Origin of the sequence: Pseudomonas sp. SG-MS2 (assembly GCF_009933855.1) — a bacterium.
GTDB classification, from domain to species: Bacteria; Pseudomonadota; Gammaproteobacteria; order Pseudomonadales; family Pseudomonadaceae; genus Aquipseudomonas; species Aquipseudomonas putida_E.
This window is the reverse complement of the sequence record NZ_MOMO01000179.1, coordinates 1-16,613: the sequence shown is the minus strand read 5'-3', so window position 1 is coordinate 16,613 and position 16,613 is coordinate 1. Positions and strand designations below refer to the sequence as shown.

The following is a 16,613-nucleotide window of genomic DNA, read 5'->3' as shown; positions in this document are numbered from 1 at the left end:
GCTCGTCTACCTCAGTTTCAGGGTTGCAAGGCCGATCAGCACCAGAATCACGGTGATGATCCAGAAACGGACAATCACCCGTGGTTCAGGCCAACCCTTGAGTTCAAAGTGGTGGTGGATCGGTGCCATGCGGAACACGCGCTTGCCGGTCAGCTTGAAGGAAGCGACCTGGATCACCACCGACAGGGTTTCCATCACGAAGATGCCCCCCATGATGAACAGCACGATTTCCTGGCGTACGATCACGGCGATGGTGCCCAGTGCAGCGCCCAGCGCCAGCGCGCCGACGTCACCCATGAACACCTGGGCCGGATAGGTGTTGAACCACAAAAAGCCCAGGCCGGCGCCGATCAGCGCGCCGCAGAACACGATGAGCTCACCCGACCCCGGCACATAAGGAATGAGCAAGTACTCAGCGAACTTCACGTTACCCGACAGGTAGCAGAAGATGCCCAGCGCACCGCCAACCATCACCGTCGGCATGATCGCCAGGCCATCAAGGCCATCGGTCAGGTTGACCGCATTGCTCGAGCCGACGATGACGAAGTAGGTGAGGACGACGAAGCCGATGCCCAGCGGGATGGTGACGTCCTTGAGGAACGGCACGATCAGGGTGGTTTCGACTGTGGTCGGGGCCGTCTGGTACAGGAAGACCGCCGCCGTCAGGCCGAACACCGACTGCCAGAAGTACTTCCAGCGGCTAGGCAGGCCGCGCGAGTTCTTTTCGATCACCTTGCGGTAGTCGTCGACCCAGCCGATGGCGCCGAACAGCAGCGTGACGATCAGTACCGTCCACACATAGCGGTTCGACAGGTCGGCCCACAGCAGGGTGCTGATGCCGATGGCGGACAGGATCAAGGCACCACCCATGGTTGGCGTGCCGGATTTGGACAAGTGCGATTGCGGGCCGTCATTACGGACGGCCTGACCGATCTGGCGGATCTGCAGGGTACGGATCATCCACGGGCCCAGCCACAGCGCCAGCGACAACGCGGTCAGTACGCCAAGGATCCCGCGCAGGGACAGGTACTGGAAGACCGCGAAGCCTTTGTGGAACTGTTGCAGATACTCAGCCAACAGCAGCAGCATTAATGTTTCTCCCCGCTGGCACCGCACAATGCAGCCACGACGTTTTCCATCGCAGCGCTGCGCGAGCCCTTGATCAAGATAGTGGTGTTGCTGGCAGTTTCGGCACGAACGGCCTCGATCAGCTCAGCTTGAGTTGCGAAATGACGGCCATTGGCGCCGAACGCCTTGACCGCATGTGTCATGTTGGTACCCACTGCATACAGGGCATCGACCTTACCGCGCGCGTAATCGCCCACCTGACGGTGGCCTTCTTCGGCCCACTGCCCCAGCTCGCCGATATCCCCCAGCACCAGAACGGTGCGCCCGGAAAAGCCGGCGAGTATATCAATGGCCGCGCACATCGAGGTGGGATTTGCGTTGTAACTGTCATCGATCACGCGCACGCCATTCGGGGCGATTTGCGCCACGGTACGGCCCTTGACCGGCTGCATGGCGTTCAGGCCGGCGGCAATGCCGCTCAGGCTCAGACCAACGGCATGGGCGGCGGCGGCGGCGGCCAAGGCGTTGCTGACGTTATGCTCACCGAGCACATTGAGCTGCACGGCCACCGATGCGCCGGCGCCATGCAGTGTGAACGACGGGCAACCCCGCGCGTCGCGCCCGATGTCGGTGGCATGGAAGTCGGCGCGGGCGTCGCTGCGGGCAAAGCTGATGACCTTGTGCGCACCCGCGCGCGCCTTCCAGATGGCAAAGGCCTTGTCGTCCAGGTTGAGGATGGCCGTGCCACCCTCGCCCAGCCCTTCGAGAATCTCGCCCTTGGCTTCAACGATCTTCTCTGGCCCGCCGAACTCGCCGACGTGGGCAGTACCTGCGTTGTTGATGATGACCACCTGTGGCTGGGTGAGGCCCACGGTATAGCGGATCTCGCCAATGCGCGAAGCGCCCAGCTCAATGACGGCGGCGCTGTGCTGCGGGGCAATTTCCAGCAGGGTCAGCGGTGCACCCAGATCGTTGTTCAGGTTGCCACGGGTGGCATGAACAGGGCCACGGGTACGCAGGATGCAGGCAAGCATCTCTTTGACCGTGGTCTTGCCGCTGGAGCCGGTGATCGCTACCACAGGTTTGTCGTAGCCGGCACGGTTCAGCGCACCAAGCTGGCCGAGGGCCAGACGACTGTCGGCAACCACCAGTTGCGGCAGGTCGACATCGGCCACTTCACGCTCCACCAGCGCTGCCACAGCCCCCTTGGCCTGCACATCGGCCAGGTAGTCGTGGCCATCGAAACGCGGCCCCGCCAGGGCGACGAACAACTGCCCGGCGCCGACGCTGCGGCTGTCGATGCTGACACCGCTGAAGCTGGCGTCTGCGCCGACCAGGCGAGCGCTCAGTGCTGCGGTCAGCTGGCTGAGTGTCAGGGGCTTAAGCATGTGGAGCCTCCCAGGCTGCAAGTGCCTTTTCGGCTTCGACCAGATCGGAGAAGTCATGGCGCTGGCCATTGATTTCCTGGTAATCCTCGTGCCCCTTGCCGGCCAGGACGATGACGTCCGAGGCGGCAGCAGAAGCGACCAGGTGTGCAATGGCCTCGCCACGGCCAGCGATGAACTCGACCTCGGCGGGCCGGGCAAAACCAGGGCGAATGTCGTTGAAGATGGCCTGCGGGTCTTCGGTACGGGGGTTATCGTCAGTGACCAGTACACGGTCAGCCAGGCGCTCGGCCACCTCGGCCATCAGCGGACGCTTGCCACGATCGCGATCGCCGCCACAACCGAACAGGCACAGCAATTGGCCGTGGGCGTGCGGGCGCAGGGCCTGGAGTACTTTTTCCAGGGCGTCAGGAGTGTGCGCGTAGTCGACCACCACCAGCGGCTTCTCACCACCGCCAAGGCGCTGCATGCGGCCCACCGGGCCCTGCAATTGCGGGGTGACCTTGAGGATTTCATCCAGCGAATAATCCAGAGCCATCAGAGTGGCCACGGCCGCGAGCATGTTGCTCAAGTTGAAGCGGCCCAGCAGCTGGCTGCGCAAGGTGCGCTCACCCTGGGCAGTGACGATGATGGCGCGTACGCCATCGTCGTCGAATTTGGCTTCACGGCAATACAAGGAAGCGTCGGAGTTTTCCAGGCTATAGCTGAGCAAACGGGTCTCGATATGATCGACACTCGGACGACGGGCAAAATCAGCCGCCAGGCGACGCCCGAATCCGTCATCCAGGTTGACCACCTGGCAACGCAGGCCAGGCCAGGCGAAAAGCTTGGCCTTCGCGGCCTCATAGGCCTCCATGCTGCCGTGATAGTCCAGATGATCACGGGACAGGTTGGTCATCACCGCGATATCGAATTCCAGCGCAGCAACACGACCCTGTTCCAGGGCATGCGAGGACACTTCCATCGCCACGGCCTTGGCGCCGGCCTTTTTCAGATCATAAAGGGTCGACTGCACCGCAATCGGGTCTGGCGTGGTCAACCGACCGCTCTGCAACTCACCATGAAACCCGGTACCCAGGGTACCGATCAGGCCGCACCGCTGGCCAAGTGCATCGAGCGCCTGGGCCACCAGCTGAGTGACGCTGGTCTTGCCGTTGGTGCCGGTAACCCCGACCAGGTTCAGCTGACGGCTCGGCTCGCCATAGAAGCGGCCGGCAATATCCGACAGCTGGGCGATCAGGCCTTTGACCGGGATCAGCGGCACATCGGTGATCGGCAGCACATGGGTGCCCTGCTGTTCGTAAGCGACTGCGGCGGCACCACGGGCCAGCGCGTCGCTGATATGGTCACGGCCATCGACCTTGGCCCCCGGCACGGCCAGGAACAGGTCACCTGCGCGCACAGCACGGCTGTCCAGGGTCAGCTCACGGATCAGCGGGTCGCGACTGGCGTGGGCGAAAAGCTTGCTCAATGGCATTGTCATCATCCACGCCCTCCCTTGGCGGGTACTGCATTGACTTGTTGCGGGTCGGCAGGCGGTGGCAGGTTGTCTGGCGGCACATTCATCAGCCGCAGGGTGCCCGACATGACGTTGCTGAACACCGGCGCCGATACCAGACCACCGAAATAACCGCCTTTCCTCGGCTCGTCGATGACCACGACAATGGCGTAACGCGGGTCGCTCATCGGGCCGAAGCCGGCGAACAGCGAGCGGTAGGCGTTTTCGGTGTAGCCCTTGGCGCCAACTGTGGCTTTACGTGCGGTACCGGACTTGCCGGCCACGTGATAGAACGGCACCTGGGCACGGAATACCCCGCGCGGCGCCTCGATCACTTGCTGCAACATGCCTTGCACGGTCTCGGCGGTGTCCTTTGGAATGGCCTGGACTGCCTCGGGCGCCTTGTCGACCTTGAGGATCGACAGCGGCACCATCTTGCCGTCGTTGGCCAGCGCCGCGTAGGCATGCACCAGCTGCAGGGCGGTAACCGAGACGCCGTAGCCATAGGACAAGGTCGCGGTTTCGGCCTTGCGCCACTCGCGATGGTTGGGCAGGTTGCCAACGCGCTCACCCGGGAACCCAAGGCCGGTGTACTGGCCAAGGCCGACCTGGGACATGACCCGGTAGATGGCTTCGCCGCCGATATCGAAGGCGATCTTGCTCATGCCGACGTTACTGGAGTTGATCAGGATGCCGGTCAGGTCGAGGATCGGCCCCTCGCTCCTGGACACGTCCTTGATGGTGTAGCGGCCGATCTGCAAGCTGCCCGGGTACACCTCGACCTTGTCGGTGGGCTTCCAGCGCCCACTCTCCAATGCGGCGCTCATGGAGATCGGTTTGACCGTGGAGCCTGGCTCGAACACGTCAATGATCGCCCGGTTACGCATCGCCGCCGGGAACATGGTGCGACGGTTGTTCGGGTTGTAGGTCGGCTGGTTGACCATCGCCAGGACCTCACCGGTCTTGACATCCATGATCACCAGGCTGCCGGCCTTGGCGTCCTGTTCGGCGATTGCGTTACGCAGTTCGCGAGTGGCCAGGTATTGCAGGCGCAGGTCGATGGACAACGCCAAGGTCTTGCCGGCCTTGGCGTTCTTGGTTACCTGAATGTCCTTGATCAAGCGGCCGCGCCGGTCCTTGATCACTTGCCGCTTGCCGGGCACCCCGGCCAGCCATTCATCGTAGGCCAGTTCCACCCCTTCGCGGCCATGGTCATCCAGGTCGGTGAAACCGACCATGTGCGCGGTGACATCACCGGCGGGATAGAAGCGGCGGAATTCTTCAAGGCCGTATACACCCGGCACTTTCAGGTCGAGCACATGCTGCCCCTGCTCCGGGGTCAGGCCGCGGACCAGGTAGATGAATTCTTTGCTGGCCTGCTGGGTCAGGCGCTCGCTCAGCTGTTGGGCGTTTTGCCCCAGTGCTGCGGCCAGTTGCGGCCAGCGCTCCTTGGAGGCTTGCATTTCCTTGGGGTTGGCCCACAAGGTGGTGACAGGCGTACTGACGGCCAGAGGCTCACCATTGCGATCGGTAATCAGACCACGGTGTGCCGGAATAGGGATATGACGCAGGCTGCGGGCATCACCCTGGCCCTTGAGGAAGTCACGGTCGACCACCTGCAGGTCGATGATGCGCCAGCAGATGGCACCGACCATCAACGCCAGCAAGCCGATCACCACGCGGAAGCGCCAGGGGTAGAGCGCGCCTTCGAGCTTCATCATGGCGCCACCATCCGTACTTCGTCGGCGGCAGGCACGTGCATCTTCAGCTGCTCGGAAGCCAGGTTCTCGATGCGGCTGGCAGCGGTCCAGGTGCTTTGTTCAAGGATCAGCCGGCCCCACTCGGCCTGGGCCTTGTCGCGCTCATTCAACTCGCCGTACAGGGTGTTGAGCAACTGGCGATTCCAGTGGGCGCTGTACGATACGGCAATGGCCGAAACAAGCACGCCAACGAACAGCAAAAGCATCAGGAAGCTTCCGCCTGGCAAAGGTTTGGCGAATAGCCGGCTCACCGAAGCTTCTCCGCCACCCGCATCACGGCGCTGCGCGACCGCGGGTTGGCCTTGAGCTCGGCTTCGGAAGCAAACTGGGCCTTGCCGATCAGACGGATTTTCGGCTCGAAGACCTTGTGCTGAACCGGCAGGTTGCGCGGCAGGTTATCCGCTTCACCCTTGACCAGTTTGCGCATGAACAGCTTGACGATACGGTCTTCCAGCGAGTGGAAGCTGATCACCGCCAGGCGGCCGCCGACTTCCAGCGCATCGAGTGCGGCCTCAAGGCCGGCCTCAAGGTCGCCCAACTCGTTGTTGACGTGAATGCGCAGGCCCTGGAAGGCACGGGTAGCCGGATTTTTACCTTTTTCCCAGGCAGGGTTGGCGACCTTGAGCACTTCGGCCAGGTCCGCAGTACGCGTGAACGGCTGCTTTTCGCGGCGCTCTACCACGGCACGCGCCATGCGCCCGGCAAAACGCTCCTCGCCGTACTCTTTGAAAACGCGGGCAATTTCCTCAACCGGCGCGGTGGCGATGAACTCGGCAGCACTGATGCCCTGGTCGGGGTTCATGCGCATGTCCAGCGGGCCGTCATTGAGGAAACTGAAACCGCGCTCGGGGTCGTCCAGCTGGGGCGAGGACACGCCCAGATCAAGCAGGATACCGCTGACCTTGCCAGCCAGCCCGCGCTCGGCCACTTCCGCGCCCAGTTCGGCAAAACTGCGCTGCACAATGACAAAGCGGCCGTCTTCGGCCGCCAGCGCTTGCCCCGTGGCAATCGCTTGAGGATCTTTGTCGAAGCCCAGCAGCCGCCCTTGCGGCCCGAGCTTGCTGAGGATCAGACGGCTGTGCCCGCCGCGGCCGAAGGTGCCGTCGAGATAGCAACCGTCGGCGCGCAGGGCCAATGCCTCGACAGCTTCGTCGAGCAGGACGGTGATGTGGTTGAAGCCGCTATCTATGGTCACAGGATCAGGTCACGTAAATCGTCGGGCATGGCGCCCGGTTGTTGGATAGCTGCAAGGTCGGCTGCCGAAACTGCGTTCCAGGCATCCTCATCCCACAGCTGGAATTTGTTCAACTGCCCCACCAGCATCGCCTTCTTGTCCAGCTTGGCGTACTCCCGCAGGCGGGGCGGTACCAGGAAACGGCCACTGCCGTCGAGCTCCAGGTCCACCGCATTACCGATCAGCAAACGCTGCAGGCGGCGGTTTTCCTCACGCAACGACGGCAAGGCACGCAACTTGGCTTCAATCTGCTCCCACTCATCGAGGGGATAAACACACAAGCAGGGATCGACGGCGTCGATGGTCACGATCAGCTGACCATTGCAACGCGAATCGAGCTCGTCACGGTACCGGCTCGGCATGGCGAGACGGCCCTTTGCATCGAGGCTGACGGCGTTGGCTCCGCGGAACACGGCTGCGATTCCCCACAATGGTAGCTTTTTTGTGCCAGAAAACCCACTTCATCCCACTTTCTGCCACTTGCGCACACTATAGGAATCCGTCCGCTGCACCGTCAAGGCGCGTTCATAGGGAAAACCCTTACAGGACCGAGATTTAGCTCAATAAAGGAAGAAGGAAGGAGTACTGGGGGCAAAAAAAATCGTGAAAAATCAAACCCGCTCAAACGGATACCGTTTGAACTTAAAGTGATTTATTAAGAGTAAGATCTTTTCGGTATTACAAACGCGCTCTGCTATCGATCGAGCAGAAGGGAGGAGAGGTGGAGAGTCGATCTGTAAGCCGGGTTTTGTCGAGGACAGTCATTCCTCTACGACGGCCATCACTGGACGCCTCTAGCAACCTACCCGGTTCCGACGCGGGCCACGCCTGATGGAACCCTATTTGGTCTTGCTCCGAGTGGGGTTTACCTAGCCACGAACTGTTGCCAGACGTGCGGTGCGCTCTTACCGCACCTTTTCACCCTTACCGGCACCGAAGTGCTTAGGCGGTTATTTTCTGTGGCACTTTCCGTAGGCTCGCGCCTCCCAGGCGTTACCTGGCACTCTGCCCTATGGAGCCCGGACTTTCCTCCCCCCGCCGTTACGCAACAAAAGTTGCGGAACAAAAGCAGGCAGCGACTGTCCGATCGACTCTCCGGCGCCAAGGTTAACGGCAGCTGCGCTCAAGAACAAGCAATACCGCAACTATATCAAACTGCCACTACTGCGCTTTCTGCTTTTCCAGTGCCGCCTGATACAACAGGTTCTTGCGCACACCGGTGATCTCGGCCGCCAAGGCCGCCGCACGCTTGAGCGGCAACTCGGCCAACAGCAGGTCCAGCACACGCTGCGCTTGGACACTGATCGCCGCCTCACCTTCCGGCGCACTCCAGCCACCGACCAACACCACGCACTCGCCGCGCTGCTGGTTACTGTCACCCGCCACGAACTCGCACAACTCTGCGAGCGGCAACCCTTTGAGGGTCTCGAAGGTTTTGGTCAGCTCACGTGCGAGCAACGCCGGGCGCTCGGCACCGAACACCAGCTTCATATCCTCCAGACACTCAAGAATACGATGAGGCGCTTCGTAGAAAATCAACGTGCGCGGCTCCTCCTTCACCTGTTCGAGCCGGCCACGGCGACCGGCGCTCTTGGCGGGGAGGAAACCTTCGAAAATGAACCGATCGGAAGGCAGCCCGGCCGCCGAAAGCGCGGCGATCAGCGCGCAGGCGCCAGGCACAGGCACCACATCGACGCCTGCGGCTCGCGCCTGACGCACCAGGTGGTAGCCAGGATCGGAAATCAACGGTGTACCGGCATCGGAAACCAACGCCACATCCTCACCGGCCAACAGCTTGGTGATGAATCGCCCGCCTTCGTCCCGCTCATTGTGCTCGTGACAGGCTGCCAGCGGCGTGTCGATGCCGAAATGCTGCAGCAGGCGGATCGAGTGCCGGGTGTCCTCGGCTGCGATCAAGGCGACGTTGGCCAGCACCTTCAATGCCCTGGCGCTCATGTCGTCGAGGTTGCCAATGGGGGTTGCGACCACATACAGCGTCCCCACGGTGGATTTCGAAGCCCCTGCCACATCAGTCACTGCGCACACCTGCCTTTCGGATCAAAGGCGCCATTGTAGCCCGAGCGCCGGTAACAGGGCGCAAAGAACTTCACCTGCGGCCACGTCAAGTACACCTATAGTGAAGGTTCCCGTTCAGCAACATCGCGCCCCGGCCAACGCTTGGGTACAATTGCCGGCCAACTTGATCGAGTAACAGGACCTTTACATGATCGCTTGCCTGCGGCTGCTCACAGCCCTCTGCCTCGCTGCCCTGCTGGCAGCCTGCGCCAGCTCGCCCTCATCCAGCCTCGGAGAGCTGCCACGCACGCCGGACGCCAGCATCGAGCAACTGCTCGAAAAAGCGGCGGCCAGCACGTCTGCCGAAGATGCCGCCCTGCTGCGCCTGAGCGCTGCCGACCTGGCTTACAAGCAGAAGGATTACCCGCGCGCCGCACGCATTCTCGAGCAGGTCCCCATGGATACGCTCAAGCCCGCCCAACAAATCTTCGCCGCCACACTTGGCGCCGAACTGGCCATGAGCCGCAACCAGCCCAAAGCCGCCCTCAGCGCCCTCTCGCACAGCAGCCTGCAGCACCTCGCCCAACTGCCGGCAGAGCAGCAGGTGCGCACCTATGGCGTCCACGCCGCCGCCCTTGAAGCCGACGGCCAGGCCCTGGCCGCTGCACAACAGCGCGTAATGCTGGGCCCACTGCTCAGCGGCCAGGCTGCCAGCGCCAACAATGACGCGATCTGGGCCCTGGTCGCCTCGCTGCCGGCAGAGCAACTGCAGCAGCCCGCCGGCGACCAGACCCTGGCCGGCTGGACCAGCCTGGCCCTGGCCGTGAAAAGCGCCGGCACCCTGGAGCAGCAGCAGGCCGCCATCGAAACCTGGCGCAAGCAGCACCCCGACCACCCCGCGGCACTGCAACTGCCATCGGCCTTGGTCAAGCTCAAGGAACTGGCAAGCCAGCCGCTGACCAAGATCGGTCTGCTGCTGCCCCAGGAAGGCCCGCTTGCCGGTGTCGCCCGCGCCCTGCGTGACGGCTTCATGGCCGCGCACTTCCAGGCCCAGCAGGCTGGCCAGCAAGCGCCGGCCGTACAGGTGTACGACAGCTCACGCATCGGCTCGCTGGACGAGTTCTATCGTCAGGCCCAGGCCGATGGCGTGCAACTGGTAGTCGGCCCCCTGGAAAAAGCGCTGGTAAAAAAACTGGCCGCCAATGCGCAGCTGCCCATCACGACCCTCGCCCTGAATTACGCCGACGCCGGCCAGAACGCCCCACCACAACTGTTCCAGTTCGGCCTGGCGGCTGAAGACGAAGCCCGCGAAGTCTCGCGCCGCGCCCGCGCCGACGGCATGGTTCGCGCAGTGGCCCTGGTGCCGAGCGGTGAATGGGGCGAACGCGTGCTTGCCGCGTTCCGCCAAGACTGGGAAGGCAATGGCGGCACCATCATCGCCGCCGAGCGCATCGCCCAGCCGGTCGCCCTGGCCCAGCAGATCGCCAACCTGTTCCAGCTGCGCCAGAGCGAAGGCCGCGCACAGAGCCTGCAGAGCACCGTGGGCGGCACCATTGCCGCGCAGCCATCGCGCCGCCAGGACATCGACTTCATCTTCCTGGCCTCGACCCCGCAACAGGCGCAGCAGATCAAACCGACCCTGAACTTCCAGTACGCTGGCGACGTTCCGGTCTACGCCACCTCGAACCTTTACAGCGCCAGCGGTGACGTCAACCAGTACAAAGACATGAACGGCATTCGCTTCTGCGAAACCCCGTGGCTACTCGACACCACCAACAGCCTGCGCCAGCAGGTGGTTCAGCAGTGGCCACAAGCCGCTGGCAGCCTCGGCCGCCTGTATGCAATGGGTGTAGACGCCTATAGCCTGGCGCCACGCCTGGGCCAGCTCAAAGCACTGCCGGACAACCGTGTACAAGGCCTTTCCGGCAGCCTGAGCATGAGCGCCAGCCAGCGCATCGAGCGCCAGCTGCCATGGGCTGAATTCTCTGGCGGCCAGGTCAAGCGCCTGCCCGATACCATCCGCTGATGCCCCAAGCATCGTCAACCAGCGCCGGCCAGGCCGCAGAAAACCAGGCCCTTGAGTTTCTTCAAGGGCAAGGCCTGCAACTGCTGACGCGCAATTGGCGATGCAAAGGCGGCGAGCTTGATCTGGTCATGCTCGACACCGATACAGTAGTATTCGTCGAAGTCCGCTATCGGTTGCACGCGGGCTTCGGTGGCGCCCTGGGCAGTATCGACGGGCGCAAGCAGAAGCGACTGGTGCATGCCGCCAGCCTTTTTCTGCTGAAGGAGTCTTGCTGGGCCAACCACCCTTGCCGCTTCGATGTTGTCGCCTTGCAGGGTAGCCACCATGCAGGCAGGCCGCTTCAATGGCTGAAAAACGCCTTCGAATGCTGAACCCACTCCCCTATTTTTGCTCTATGTTTCGCGGGCTGGTCCCTGTTGCGCGTAGCAAAGGCCACCGCCCCACTTAAGGTCACCAGATGGACATGCAATCCCGAATTCGCCGGCTGTTCCAGGCCAGCATCGATACCAAGCAACAGGCAATGGACATCCTGGCACCGCACATCGAGCAGGCCAGCCTGGTCATGGTCAATGCGCTGCTCAACGAGGGCAAGATGCTCGCCTGCGGCAACGGCGGCTCGGCCGGCGACGCCCAGCATTTCTCTTCGGAGCTGCTCAACCGCTTTGAGCGCGAGCGTCCGAGCCTGCCGGCAATCGCTTTGACCACCGACAGCTCGACACTGACCTCGATTGCCAACGACTACAGCTACAACGAAATCTTTTCCAAGCAGATTCGCGCCTTGGGCCAGCCCGGCGACGTCCTGCTGGCGATTTCGACCAGCGGCAACTCGGCAAACGTGATTCAAGCGATCCAGGCGGCACATGATCGCGAAATGATTGTCGTAGCATTGACCGGGCGTGACGGTGGCGGCATGGCTTCGCTGCTGTTGCCCGAGGACGTGGAGATCCGCGTACCCTCGACGGTCACTGCACGCATCCAGGAAGTCCACCTGCTGGCGATCCACTGCCTGTGTGATCTGATCGACAGCCAACTGTTCGGGAGTGAAGAATGATCCCCAAGCGCCTCGGCCTGATGGCCCTGACCCTGTGCCTGAGCGTCACCGGCTGCAGCTCGGTACTGACCTCGACCCGCAATTCGCCGATCGAGGATGATCGCGGCACTCGCACCATCGGCAGCAAGATCGACGACTCGTTGATCGAAACCAAGGCCGCTGTAAACATCTCCAAGGCCAACCCTGATCTGGACAAGGGTTCGCACATTGTCGTCAGCAGCTACAACGGCATTGTCCTGCTCGCCGGCCAAACCCCGCGCGCCGACCTGAAGAGCCTGGCCGAGCAGACTGCCAGCCAGGTGCAGCGGGTCAAGCGGGTGCATAACGAGCTGCAGGTGATGCAACCCTCCTCCATCCTTGCGCGCAATAACGACGCCTGGCTGACCACCAAGATCAAGACCCAGATGCTCACCGACAATGCCGTGCCCAGCTCACGCATCAAGGTCATCACCGAGAACGGTATCGTCTACCTGCTAGGCCTGGTTACCCGGCAGGAAGCCAACTCCGCCACTGCCGTGGTACAGAGCGTGTCGGGCGTGCAAAAGATCGTCAAGCTGTTCGAGTACATCGACTGATACGCTTGCCTGCACCGGCCCTCGCATACCGGCACAGGCATCCTAATGGCTCCACCTTCAGAACTTCAGGAAACACCGCATGAAAAAGCTTCTGCTGCCCGCCCTGTTGATCGGCGCCTTCGCCACCCTGGCCGGCTGCTCCACCCCTAGCCTGATCACCCTGAACGACGGTCGCGAATTCCAGACCGTTGACGAACCACAGTTTGATCAGGACTCCGGCTTCTACGAGTTCCAGCAGCTCGACGGTAAACAGACCCGCGTTAACCGTGACCAGATTCGCACCATCAGCGACCTGTAACCACCACCGTGCTGCAAAGAAAAAGGCGACCCAACCGGATCGCCTTTTTTGTTACTTGACTACCTTCAGGCTCGGCCGACCACTCGGGCGCGGCGGCTGCCCCCCACCTTCCGGCGGGCCATCATCATCCGGCTCGACACCCTCGTCTTCCAGCTCTTCACCCTCCATCAACGGAGGCTCCAGCTCGAAGACCATGCCTTGGCCGTTCTCCCGGGCATAAATGCCCAGAATCGCGCCGACCGGCACGAACAACGAGTGGGCAACGCCACCGAAGCGCCCCTCGAAGCTCACCGCGTCGTTGTCCATGTGCAGGCTGCGCACGGCACTTGGGGAAATGTTCAGGACGATCTGGCCGTCACTGGCGAAACCTTGCGGCACCTGGACTGCCGGATATTCGGCATTGACCAGCATATGGGGCGTGCAATCGTTGTCGACGATCCACTCGTACAGTGCTCGAACCAGATAGGGGCGACTGGAGTTCATCAACGGCTCCTTAAAGCTTGCGCATTTCACGTTCAACGGAGGACAGGCTCGCCAGGAAAGGCTCACGGGCGAACTGCCGCTCCATATAATCCAGCAGCGGCTTTGCTTGCCGCGGCAATTCGATACCCAGTACCGGCAAACGCCAGAGTATGGGCAATAGACAACAATCGACCAGGCTTTGCTCATCGCTCATGAAACAAGCGAACTCGTTGAACAATGGCGAGACGCCCGTCAGGCTCTCACGCAGTGCCTTGCGCGCCTCGGCACGAGCGGCATCACTGCTGCGCGAATCGAGCACGGTATCGGCCAGCGCGCACCAGTCACGCTGAATGCGATGCATCAACAAGCGGCTGTTACCACGCGCCACCGGATACACCGGCATCAGGGGCGGATGCGGATAACGCTCCTCGAGGTATTCCATCACCACGGTCGATTCATACAACGCAAGATCGCGGTCGACCAGGGTCGGCACGCTGCCGTAAGGGTTCACTTCACCCAGCTTGGGTGGCAGACGACCGGGATCGACGTCGATGATCTGCACGCTGACACCTTTCTCGGCGAGAACCAGGCGTACCCGATGAGAATAATGGTCAGCGGGGTCGGAATAGCAGGCTAACCTGATGGTCGCGCCCATGTAGCGCCTCCTCGCATGGGGATGCTTGTGAAACTGCAAATGCAAACGCGCCCTGGAGGCCCCTTCGCATACACGAGGGAGCGCCCAGGGCGCGTTCAACTACCAGAAACTACTGCGTGATCAGTGCACGTCCTTCCAGTATTCGCGCTTGAGCAAGTAGGCGAACACGAAGAAGAAGGCCAGGTACAGCAACACATACGTGCCGATGCGCTGGCTTTCCAGTTTGACCGGGTTGGCCGAATAGGCCAGGAAGGTCACCAGGTTCTTGACCTTCTCGTCGAACTGCTCAGGCGTCAGGGTACCGGAATTCGGCGTGATGGTCAGCTGGTCACACGCTTCATGGGTCAAAGGGCTGCCGGTCAAGGGGTCGAATTGCTTCTTGCCATCGACCACCATCTGCACCTGCTTGCACCCGATCACCTGATTGCCCTGCAGCCCGACCAGCACATTGGGCATACCGACATTCGGGAACACCTTGTTGTTAACCCCGTAAGGTCGCGACTTGTCCTCATAGAAGCTGCGCAGGTAGGTGTACAGCCAGTCGGTACCACGCACCCGGGCAACCAGGGTAAGGTCCGGTGGCGCAGCACCGAACCAGGTCTTGGCGTCATCGGGCTTCATGCCGATGTTCATGTGGTCGCCGATCTTGGCACCCGTGAATACCAGCTTCTCCAGCATCAAGTCATGGGGTATTCCCAAGTCATCGGCTACGCGCTCGTAACGCTGGAACTTGGCACTGTGGCAACCCATGCAATAGTTGGCGAAAGTCCGTGCGCCATCCTGCATCGCAGCCTTGTCCGTCAGGTCGACATCGACTTTGTCCAGCTCCAGCCCCGGTCCGGCAGCAAAGGAAAAGGCAGGCATCACTGCCAGCAAAAATACTGCAATCAACTTTTTCATCAGCCAGTCACCCTTTCCGGAACCGGTTTGGTCTTCTCAAGCCTTGTGTAGAACGGCATCAGCAGGAAGTAGGCGAAGTACAGCACGGTGCACACCTGCGACAGCAGTGTGCGACCTGGCGTAGGTGCCAGCACCCCCAAAATGCCGAGGATGACGAAGGAAATGCAGAACACCAGCAGGAAGACCTTGCTGATCCAGCCCTTGTAGCGCATGGAGCGTACCGGGCTTCGATCGAGCCAAGGCAATACGAACAGCACGGCGATCGCCGCCCCCATGGCGATTACGCCCATAAGCTTGTCGGGCACCGCACGCAGAATCGCGTAGAACGGCGTGAAGTACCAGACCGGCGCAATATGCTCAGGCGTCTTGAACGCATTGGCCTGTTCGAAGTTGGGTTTTTCCAGGAAGTAACCGCCCATTTCCGGGAAGAAGAACACTACCGCACAGAACACGAACAGGAACACCACCACGCCGACAATGTCCTTGACGGTGTAGTAAGGATGGAACGGAATACCATCCAGCGGGATGCCGTTTTCGTCCTTTTTCTTCTTGATATCGACCCCGTCCGGGTTGTTCGAACCCACCTCGTGCAAGGCCAGGATGTGCAACACGACCAGCCCGAGAATGACGATCGGCAGGGCCACGACGTGCAGCGCGAAGAAGCGGTTCAGGGTAATGCCGGAAATCAGGTAGTCACCACGAATCCATTGGGTGAGATCGTCGCCGATCACCGGGATGGCACCGAACAGCGAGATGATCACCTGCGCCCCCCAGTAAGACATCTGACCCCACGGCAGCAGATAGCCCATGAAGGCCTCGGCCATCAGCGCCAGGTAGATCAGCATGCCGAACAGCCAGACCAGTTCACGTGGCTTCTGATAGGAGCCATAGAGCAGGCCGCGGAACATGTGCAGGTAGACCACGACAAAGAACGCCGAAGCACCGGTGGAGTGCAGGTAGCGCAGGATCCAGCCGTACTCCACGTCACGCATGATGTACTCGACCGAAGCGAAGGCCTCCTCCGCCGAGGGCGTGAAACTCATGGTCAGCCATACACCGGTGACAATCTGGTTGACCAGCACCAGCAGGGCCAGCGAGCCGAAGAAATACAGGAAGTTGAAGTTCTTGGGCGCGTAATACTTGCTCAGGTGCTCTTCCCACATCTTGGTGGCGGGGAAGCGAGCATCAATCCAGTCCATGAACTTGCTCATCATGCTTTCTCCTGGTCGACGCCGATGACGACGATGTCATCCGACTCGTAAGAGTGCGGCGGCACTGGCAGGTTGAGAGGCGCTGGCTGCGATTTGTAGACACGCCCCGCCAGGTCGTAGTGGGAACCATGGCAGGGGCAGAAATAGCCGCCCACCCACTTGGGCCCCAGATCGGCGGGCGCGACTTCCGGGCGGAAGGTCGGTGAGCACCCAAGGTGAGTGCACAGGCCCACGAGAATGAGGATTTCCGGCTTGATCGAGCGTACCTGGGGGTCGACGTACTCCGGCTGTACGGAGGCCTTCGATTCAGGGTCGGCGAGCTCGGCAGTGACTTTTTTCAGGTTACCGAGGATCTCATCCGTTCGCCGCACGATGAACACAGGCTGGCCACGCCATTCCGCAACCATCTGCTGCCCAGGCTCAACCTTGGCGATGTTGACCTTCACCGGTGCCCCGGCCGCCTTCGCCTTGGCG

At 61.7% G+C, this 16,613-nt stretch carries 18 protein-coding genes and 1 other RNA gene; 5 read left to right on the top strand and 14 right to left on the bottom strand.

Going from position 1 to position 16,613, the window contains the following annotated elements:
• Positions 1-6: 6 nt before the first annotated feature.
• The 9 genes from mraY to rsmI form a co-directional block, all read right to left on the bottom strand.
• Entirely contained in the window at positions 7-1,089 is a 1,083-nt protein-coding gene (mraY, locus tag BLX42_RS15305; protein ID WP_161872107.1) for a phospho-N-acetylmuramoyl-pentapeptide-transferase, read from the bottom strand.
• Entirely contained in the window at positions 1,089-2,456 is a 1,368-nt protein-coding gene (murF, locus tag BLX42_RS15300; protein WP_161872106.1) for a UDP-N-acetylmuramoyl-tripeptide--D-alanyl-D-alanine ligase, read from the bottom strand. The genes mraY and murF overlap by 1 nt, the downstream gene beginning before the upstream one ends.
• Complete coding sequence (gene murE / locus BLX42_RS15295; protein WP_177011088.1) at positions 2,449-3,939, bottom strand: UDP-N-acetylmuramoyl-L-alanyl-D-glutamate--2,6-diaminopimelate ligase; 1,491 nt, start codon at positions 3,937-3,939, stop codon at positions 2,449-2,451. Before murE ends, murF begins: the two co-directional genes overlap by 8 nt.
• Positions 3,936-5,669 (bottom strand): penicillin-binding protein 2, encoded by a 1,734-nt coding sequence (locus tag BLX42_RS15290; RefSeq protein WP_161872110.1) that lies wholly within the window; start codon positions 5,667-5,669, stop codon positions 3,936-3,938. Before BLX42_RS15290 ends, murE begins: the two co-directional genes overlap by 4 nt.
• Entirely contained in the window at positions 5,669-5,962 is a 294-nt protein-coding gene (gene ftsL, locus BLX42_RS15285; RefSeq protein WP_012312861.1) for a cell division protein FtsL, read from the bottom strand. Before ftsL ends, BLX42_RS15290 begins: the two co-directional genes overlap by 1 nt.
• A complete protein-coding gene (gene rsmH, locus BLX42_RS15280; protein WP_012312860.1) occupies positions 5,959-6,906 on the bottom strand; it encodes a 16S rRNA (cytosine(1402)-N(4))-methyltransferase RsmH in 948 nt (315 codons plus the stop codon). The genes ftsL and rsmH overlap by 4 nt, the downstream gene beginning before the upstream one ends.
• The gene (gene mraZ / locus BLX42_RS15275; protein ID WP_011535546.1) at positions 6,903-7,358 is read right to left on the bottom strand and encodes a division/cell wall cluster transcriptional repressor MraZ; all 456 of its coding nucleotides are present in this window, start codon (positions 7,356-7,358) and stop codon (positions 6,903-6,905) included. Before mraZ ends, rsmH begins: the two co-directional genes overlap by 4 nt.
• 308 nt (positions 7,359-7,666) lie before the next feature.
• Positions 7,667-8,040, bottom strand: an RNA gene (gene rnpB / locus BLX42_RS15270) — RNase P RNA component class A.
• A 66-nt stretch (positions 8,041-8,106) separates the two neighbouring features.
• On the bottom strand, positions 8,107-8,982 hold the full coding sequence (gene rsmI, locus BLX42_RS15265) for a 16S rRNA (cytidine(1402)-2'-O)-methyltransferase (RefSeq protein ID WP_161872105.1): 876 nt from the start codon (positions 8,980-8,982) through the stop codon (positions 8,107-8,109).
• A gap of 187 nt (positions 8,983-9,169) precedes the next feature.
• Here rsmI and BLX42_RS15260 point away from each other — a divergent pair, with 187 nt between their 5' ends.
• From BLX42_RS15260 to BLX42_RS15240, 5 genes are all read left to right on the top strand, one after another.
• Complete coding sequence (locus BLX42_RS15260; protein WP_161872104.1) at positions 9,170-10,987, top strand: penicillin-binding protein activator; 1,818 nt, start codon at positions 9,170-9,172, stop codon at positions 10,985-10,987.
• On the top strand, positions 10,987-11,358 hold the full coding sequence (locus tag BLX42_RS15255) for a YraN family protein (RefSeq protein WP_161872103.1): 372 nt from the start codon (positions 10,987-10,989) through the stop codon (positions 11,356-11,358). The genes BLX42_RS15260 and BLX42_RS15255 overlap by 1 nt, the downstream gene beginning before the upstream one ends.
• A gap of 86 nt (positions 11,359-11,444) precedes the next feature.
• Positions 11,445-12,038, top strand: a complete 594-nt coding sequence (locus BLX42_RS15250) for a phosphoheptose isomerase (protein WP_008097558.1) — start codon at positions 11,445-11,447, stop codon at positions 12,036-12,038.
• Positions 12,035-12,613 (top strand): BON domain-containing protein, encoded by a 579-nt coding sequence (locus BLX42_RS15245; RefSeq protein WP_161872102.1) that lies wholly within the window; start codon positions 12,035-12,037, stop codon positions 12,611-12,613. The genes BLX42_RS15250 and BLX42_RS15245 overlap by 4 nt, the downstream gene beginning before the upstream one ends.
• Positions 12,614-12,692: 79 nt before the next feature.
• Positions 12,693-12,911 (top strand): YgdI/YgdR family lipoprotein, encoded by a 219-nt coding sequence (locus BLX42_RS15240; RefSeq protein WP_046784845.1) that lies wholly within the window; start codon positions 12,693-12,695, stop codon positions 12,909-12,911.
• Positions 12,912-12,962: 51 nt separating this feature from the next.
• Here BLX42_RS15240 and BLX42_RS15235 read toward each other — a convergent pair whose 3' ends face one another.
• The 5 genes from BLX42_RS15235 to petA all read right to left on the bottom strand — a co-directional run.
• Entirely contained in the window at positions 12,963-13,394 is a 432-nt protein-coding gene (locus BLX42_RS15235; RefSeq protein WP_046784844.1) for a ClpXP protease specificity-enhancing factor, read from the bottom strand.
• A gap of 10 nt (positions 13,395-13,404) precedes the next feature.
• The gene (locus tag BLX42_RS15230; RefSeq protein WP_046784843.1) at positions 13,405-14,028 is read right to left on the bottom strand and encodes a glutathione S-transferase N-terminal domain-containing protein; all 624 of its coding nucleotides are present in this window, start codon (positions 14,026-14,028) and stop codon (positions 13,405-13,407) included.
• 120 nt (positions 14,029-14,148) lie between these two features.
• On the bottom strand, positions 14,149-14,928 hold the full coding sequence (locus BLX42_RS15225; RefSeq protein ID WP_161872101.1) for a cytochrome c1: 780 nt from the start codon (positions 14,926-14,928) through the stop codon (positions 14,149-14,151).
• On the bottom strand, positions 14,928-16,139 hold the full coding sequence (locus BLX42_RS15220) for a cytochrome bc complex cytochrome b subunit (protein ID WP_042111179.1): 1,212 nt from the start codon (positions 16,137-16,139) through the stop codon (positions 14,928-14,930). The genes BLX42_RS15225 and BLX42_RS15220 overlap by 1 nt, the downstream gene beginning before the upstream one ends.
• The coding region (gene petA / locus BLX42_RS15215) for a ubiquinol-cytochrome c reductase iron-sulfur subunit (RefSeq protein WP_161872100.1) at positions 16,139-16,613 on the bottom strand (475 nt) is incomplete at its 5' end. The genes BLX42_RS15220 and petA, both read right to left, overlap by 1 nt.

Coding starts and splice junctions, on each gene's coding strand:
- mraY (WP_161872107.1), bottom strand. CDS start 1,089: ATGCTGCTGCTGTTGGCTGAGTATCTGCAACAGTTCCACAAAGGCTTC.
- murF (WP_161872106.1), bottom strand. CDS start 2,456: ATGCTTAAGCCCCTGACACTCAGCCAGCTGACCGCAGCACTGAGCGCT.
- murE (WP_177011088.1), bottom strand. CDS start 3,939: ATGATGACAATGCCATTGAGCAAGCTTTTCGCCCACGCCAGTCGCGAC.
- BLX42_RS15290 (WP_161872110.1), bottom strand. CDS start 5,669: ATGAAGCTCGAAGGCGCGCTCTACCCCTGGCGCTTCCGCGTGGTGATC.
- BLX42_RS15260 (WP_161872104.1), top strand. CDS start 9,170: ATGATCGCTTGCCTGCGGCTGCTCACAGCCCTCTGCCTCGCTGCCCTG.
- BLX42_RS15255 (WP_161872103.1), top strand. CDS start 10,987: ATGCCCCAAGCATCGTCAACCAGCGCCGGCCAGGCCGCAGAAAACCAG.
- BLX42_RS15250 (WP_008097558.1), top strand. CDS start 11,445: ATGGACATGCAATCCCGAATTCGCCGGCTGTTCCAGGCCAGCATCGAT.
- BLX42_RS15245 (WP_161872102.1), top strand. CDS start 12,035: ATGATCCCCAAGCGCCTCGGCCTGATGGCCCTGACCCTGTGCCTGAGC.
- BLX42_RS15240 (WP_046784845.1), top strand. CDS start 12,693: ATGAAAAAGCTTCTGCTGCCCGCCCTGTTGATCGGCGCCTTCGCCACC.
- BLX42_RS15235 (WP_046784844.1), bottom strand. CDS start 13,394: ATGAACTCCAGTCGCCCCTATCTGGTTCGAGCACTGTACGAGTGGATC.
- BLX42_RS15230 (WP_046784843.1), bottom strand. CDS start 14,028: ATGGGCGCGACCATCAGGTTAGCCTGCTATTCCGACCCCGCTGACCAT.
- BLX42_RS15225 (WP_161872101.1), bottom strand. CDS start 14,928: ATGAAAAAGTTGATTGCAGTATTTTTGCTGGCAGTGATGCCTGCCTTT.
- BLX42_RS15220 (WP_042111179.1), bottom strand. CDS start 16,139: ATGAGCAAGTTCATGGACTGGATTGATGCTCGCTTCCCCGCCACCAAG.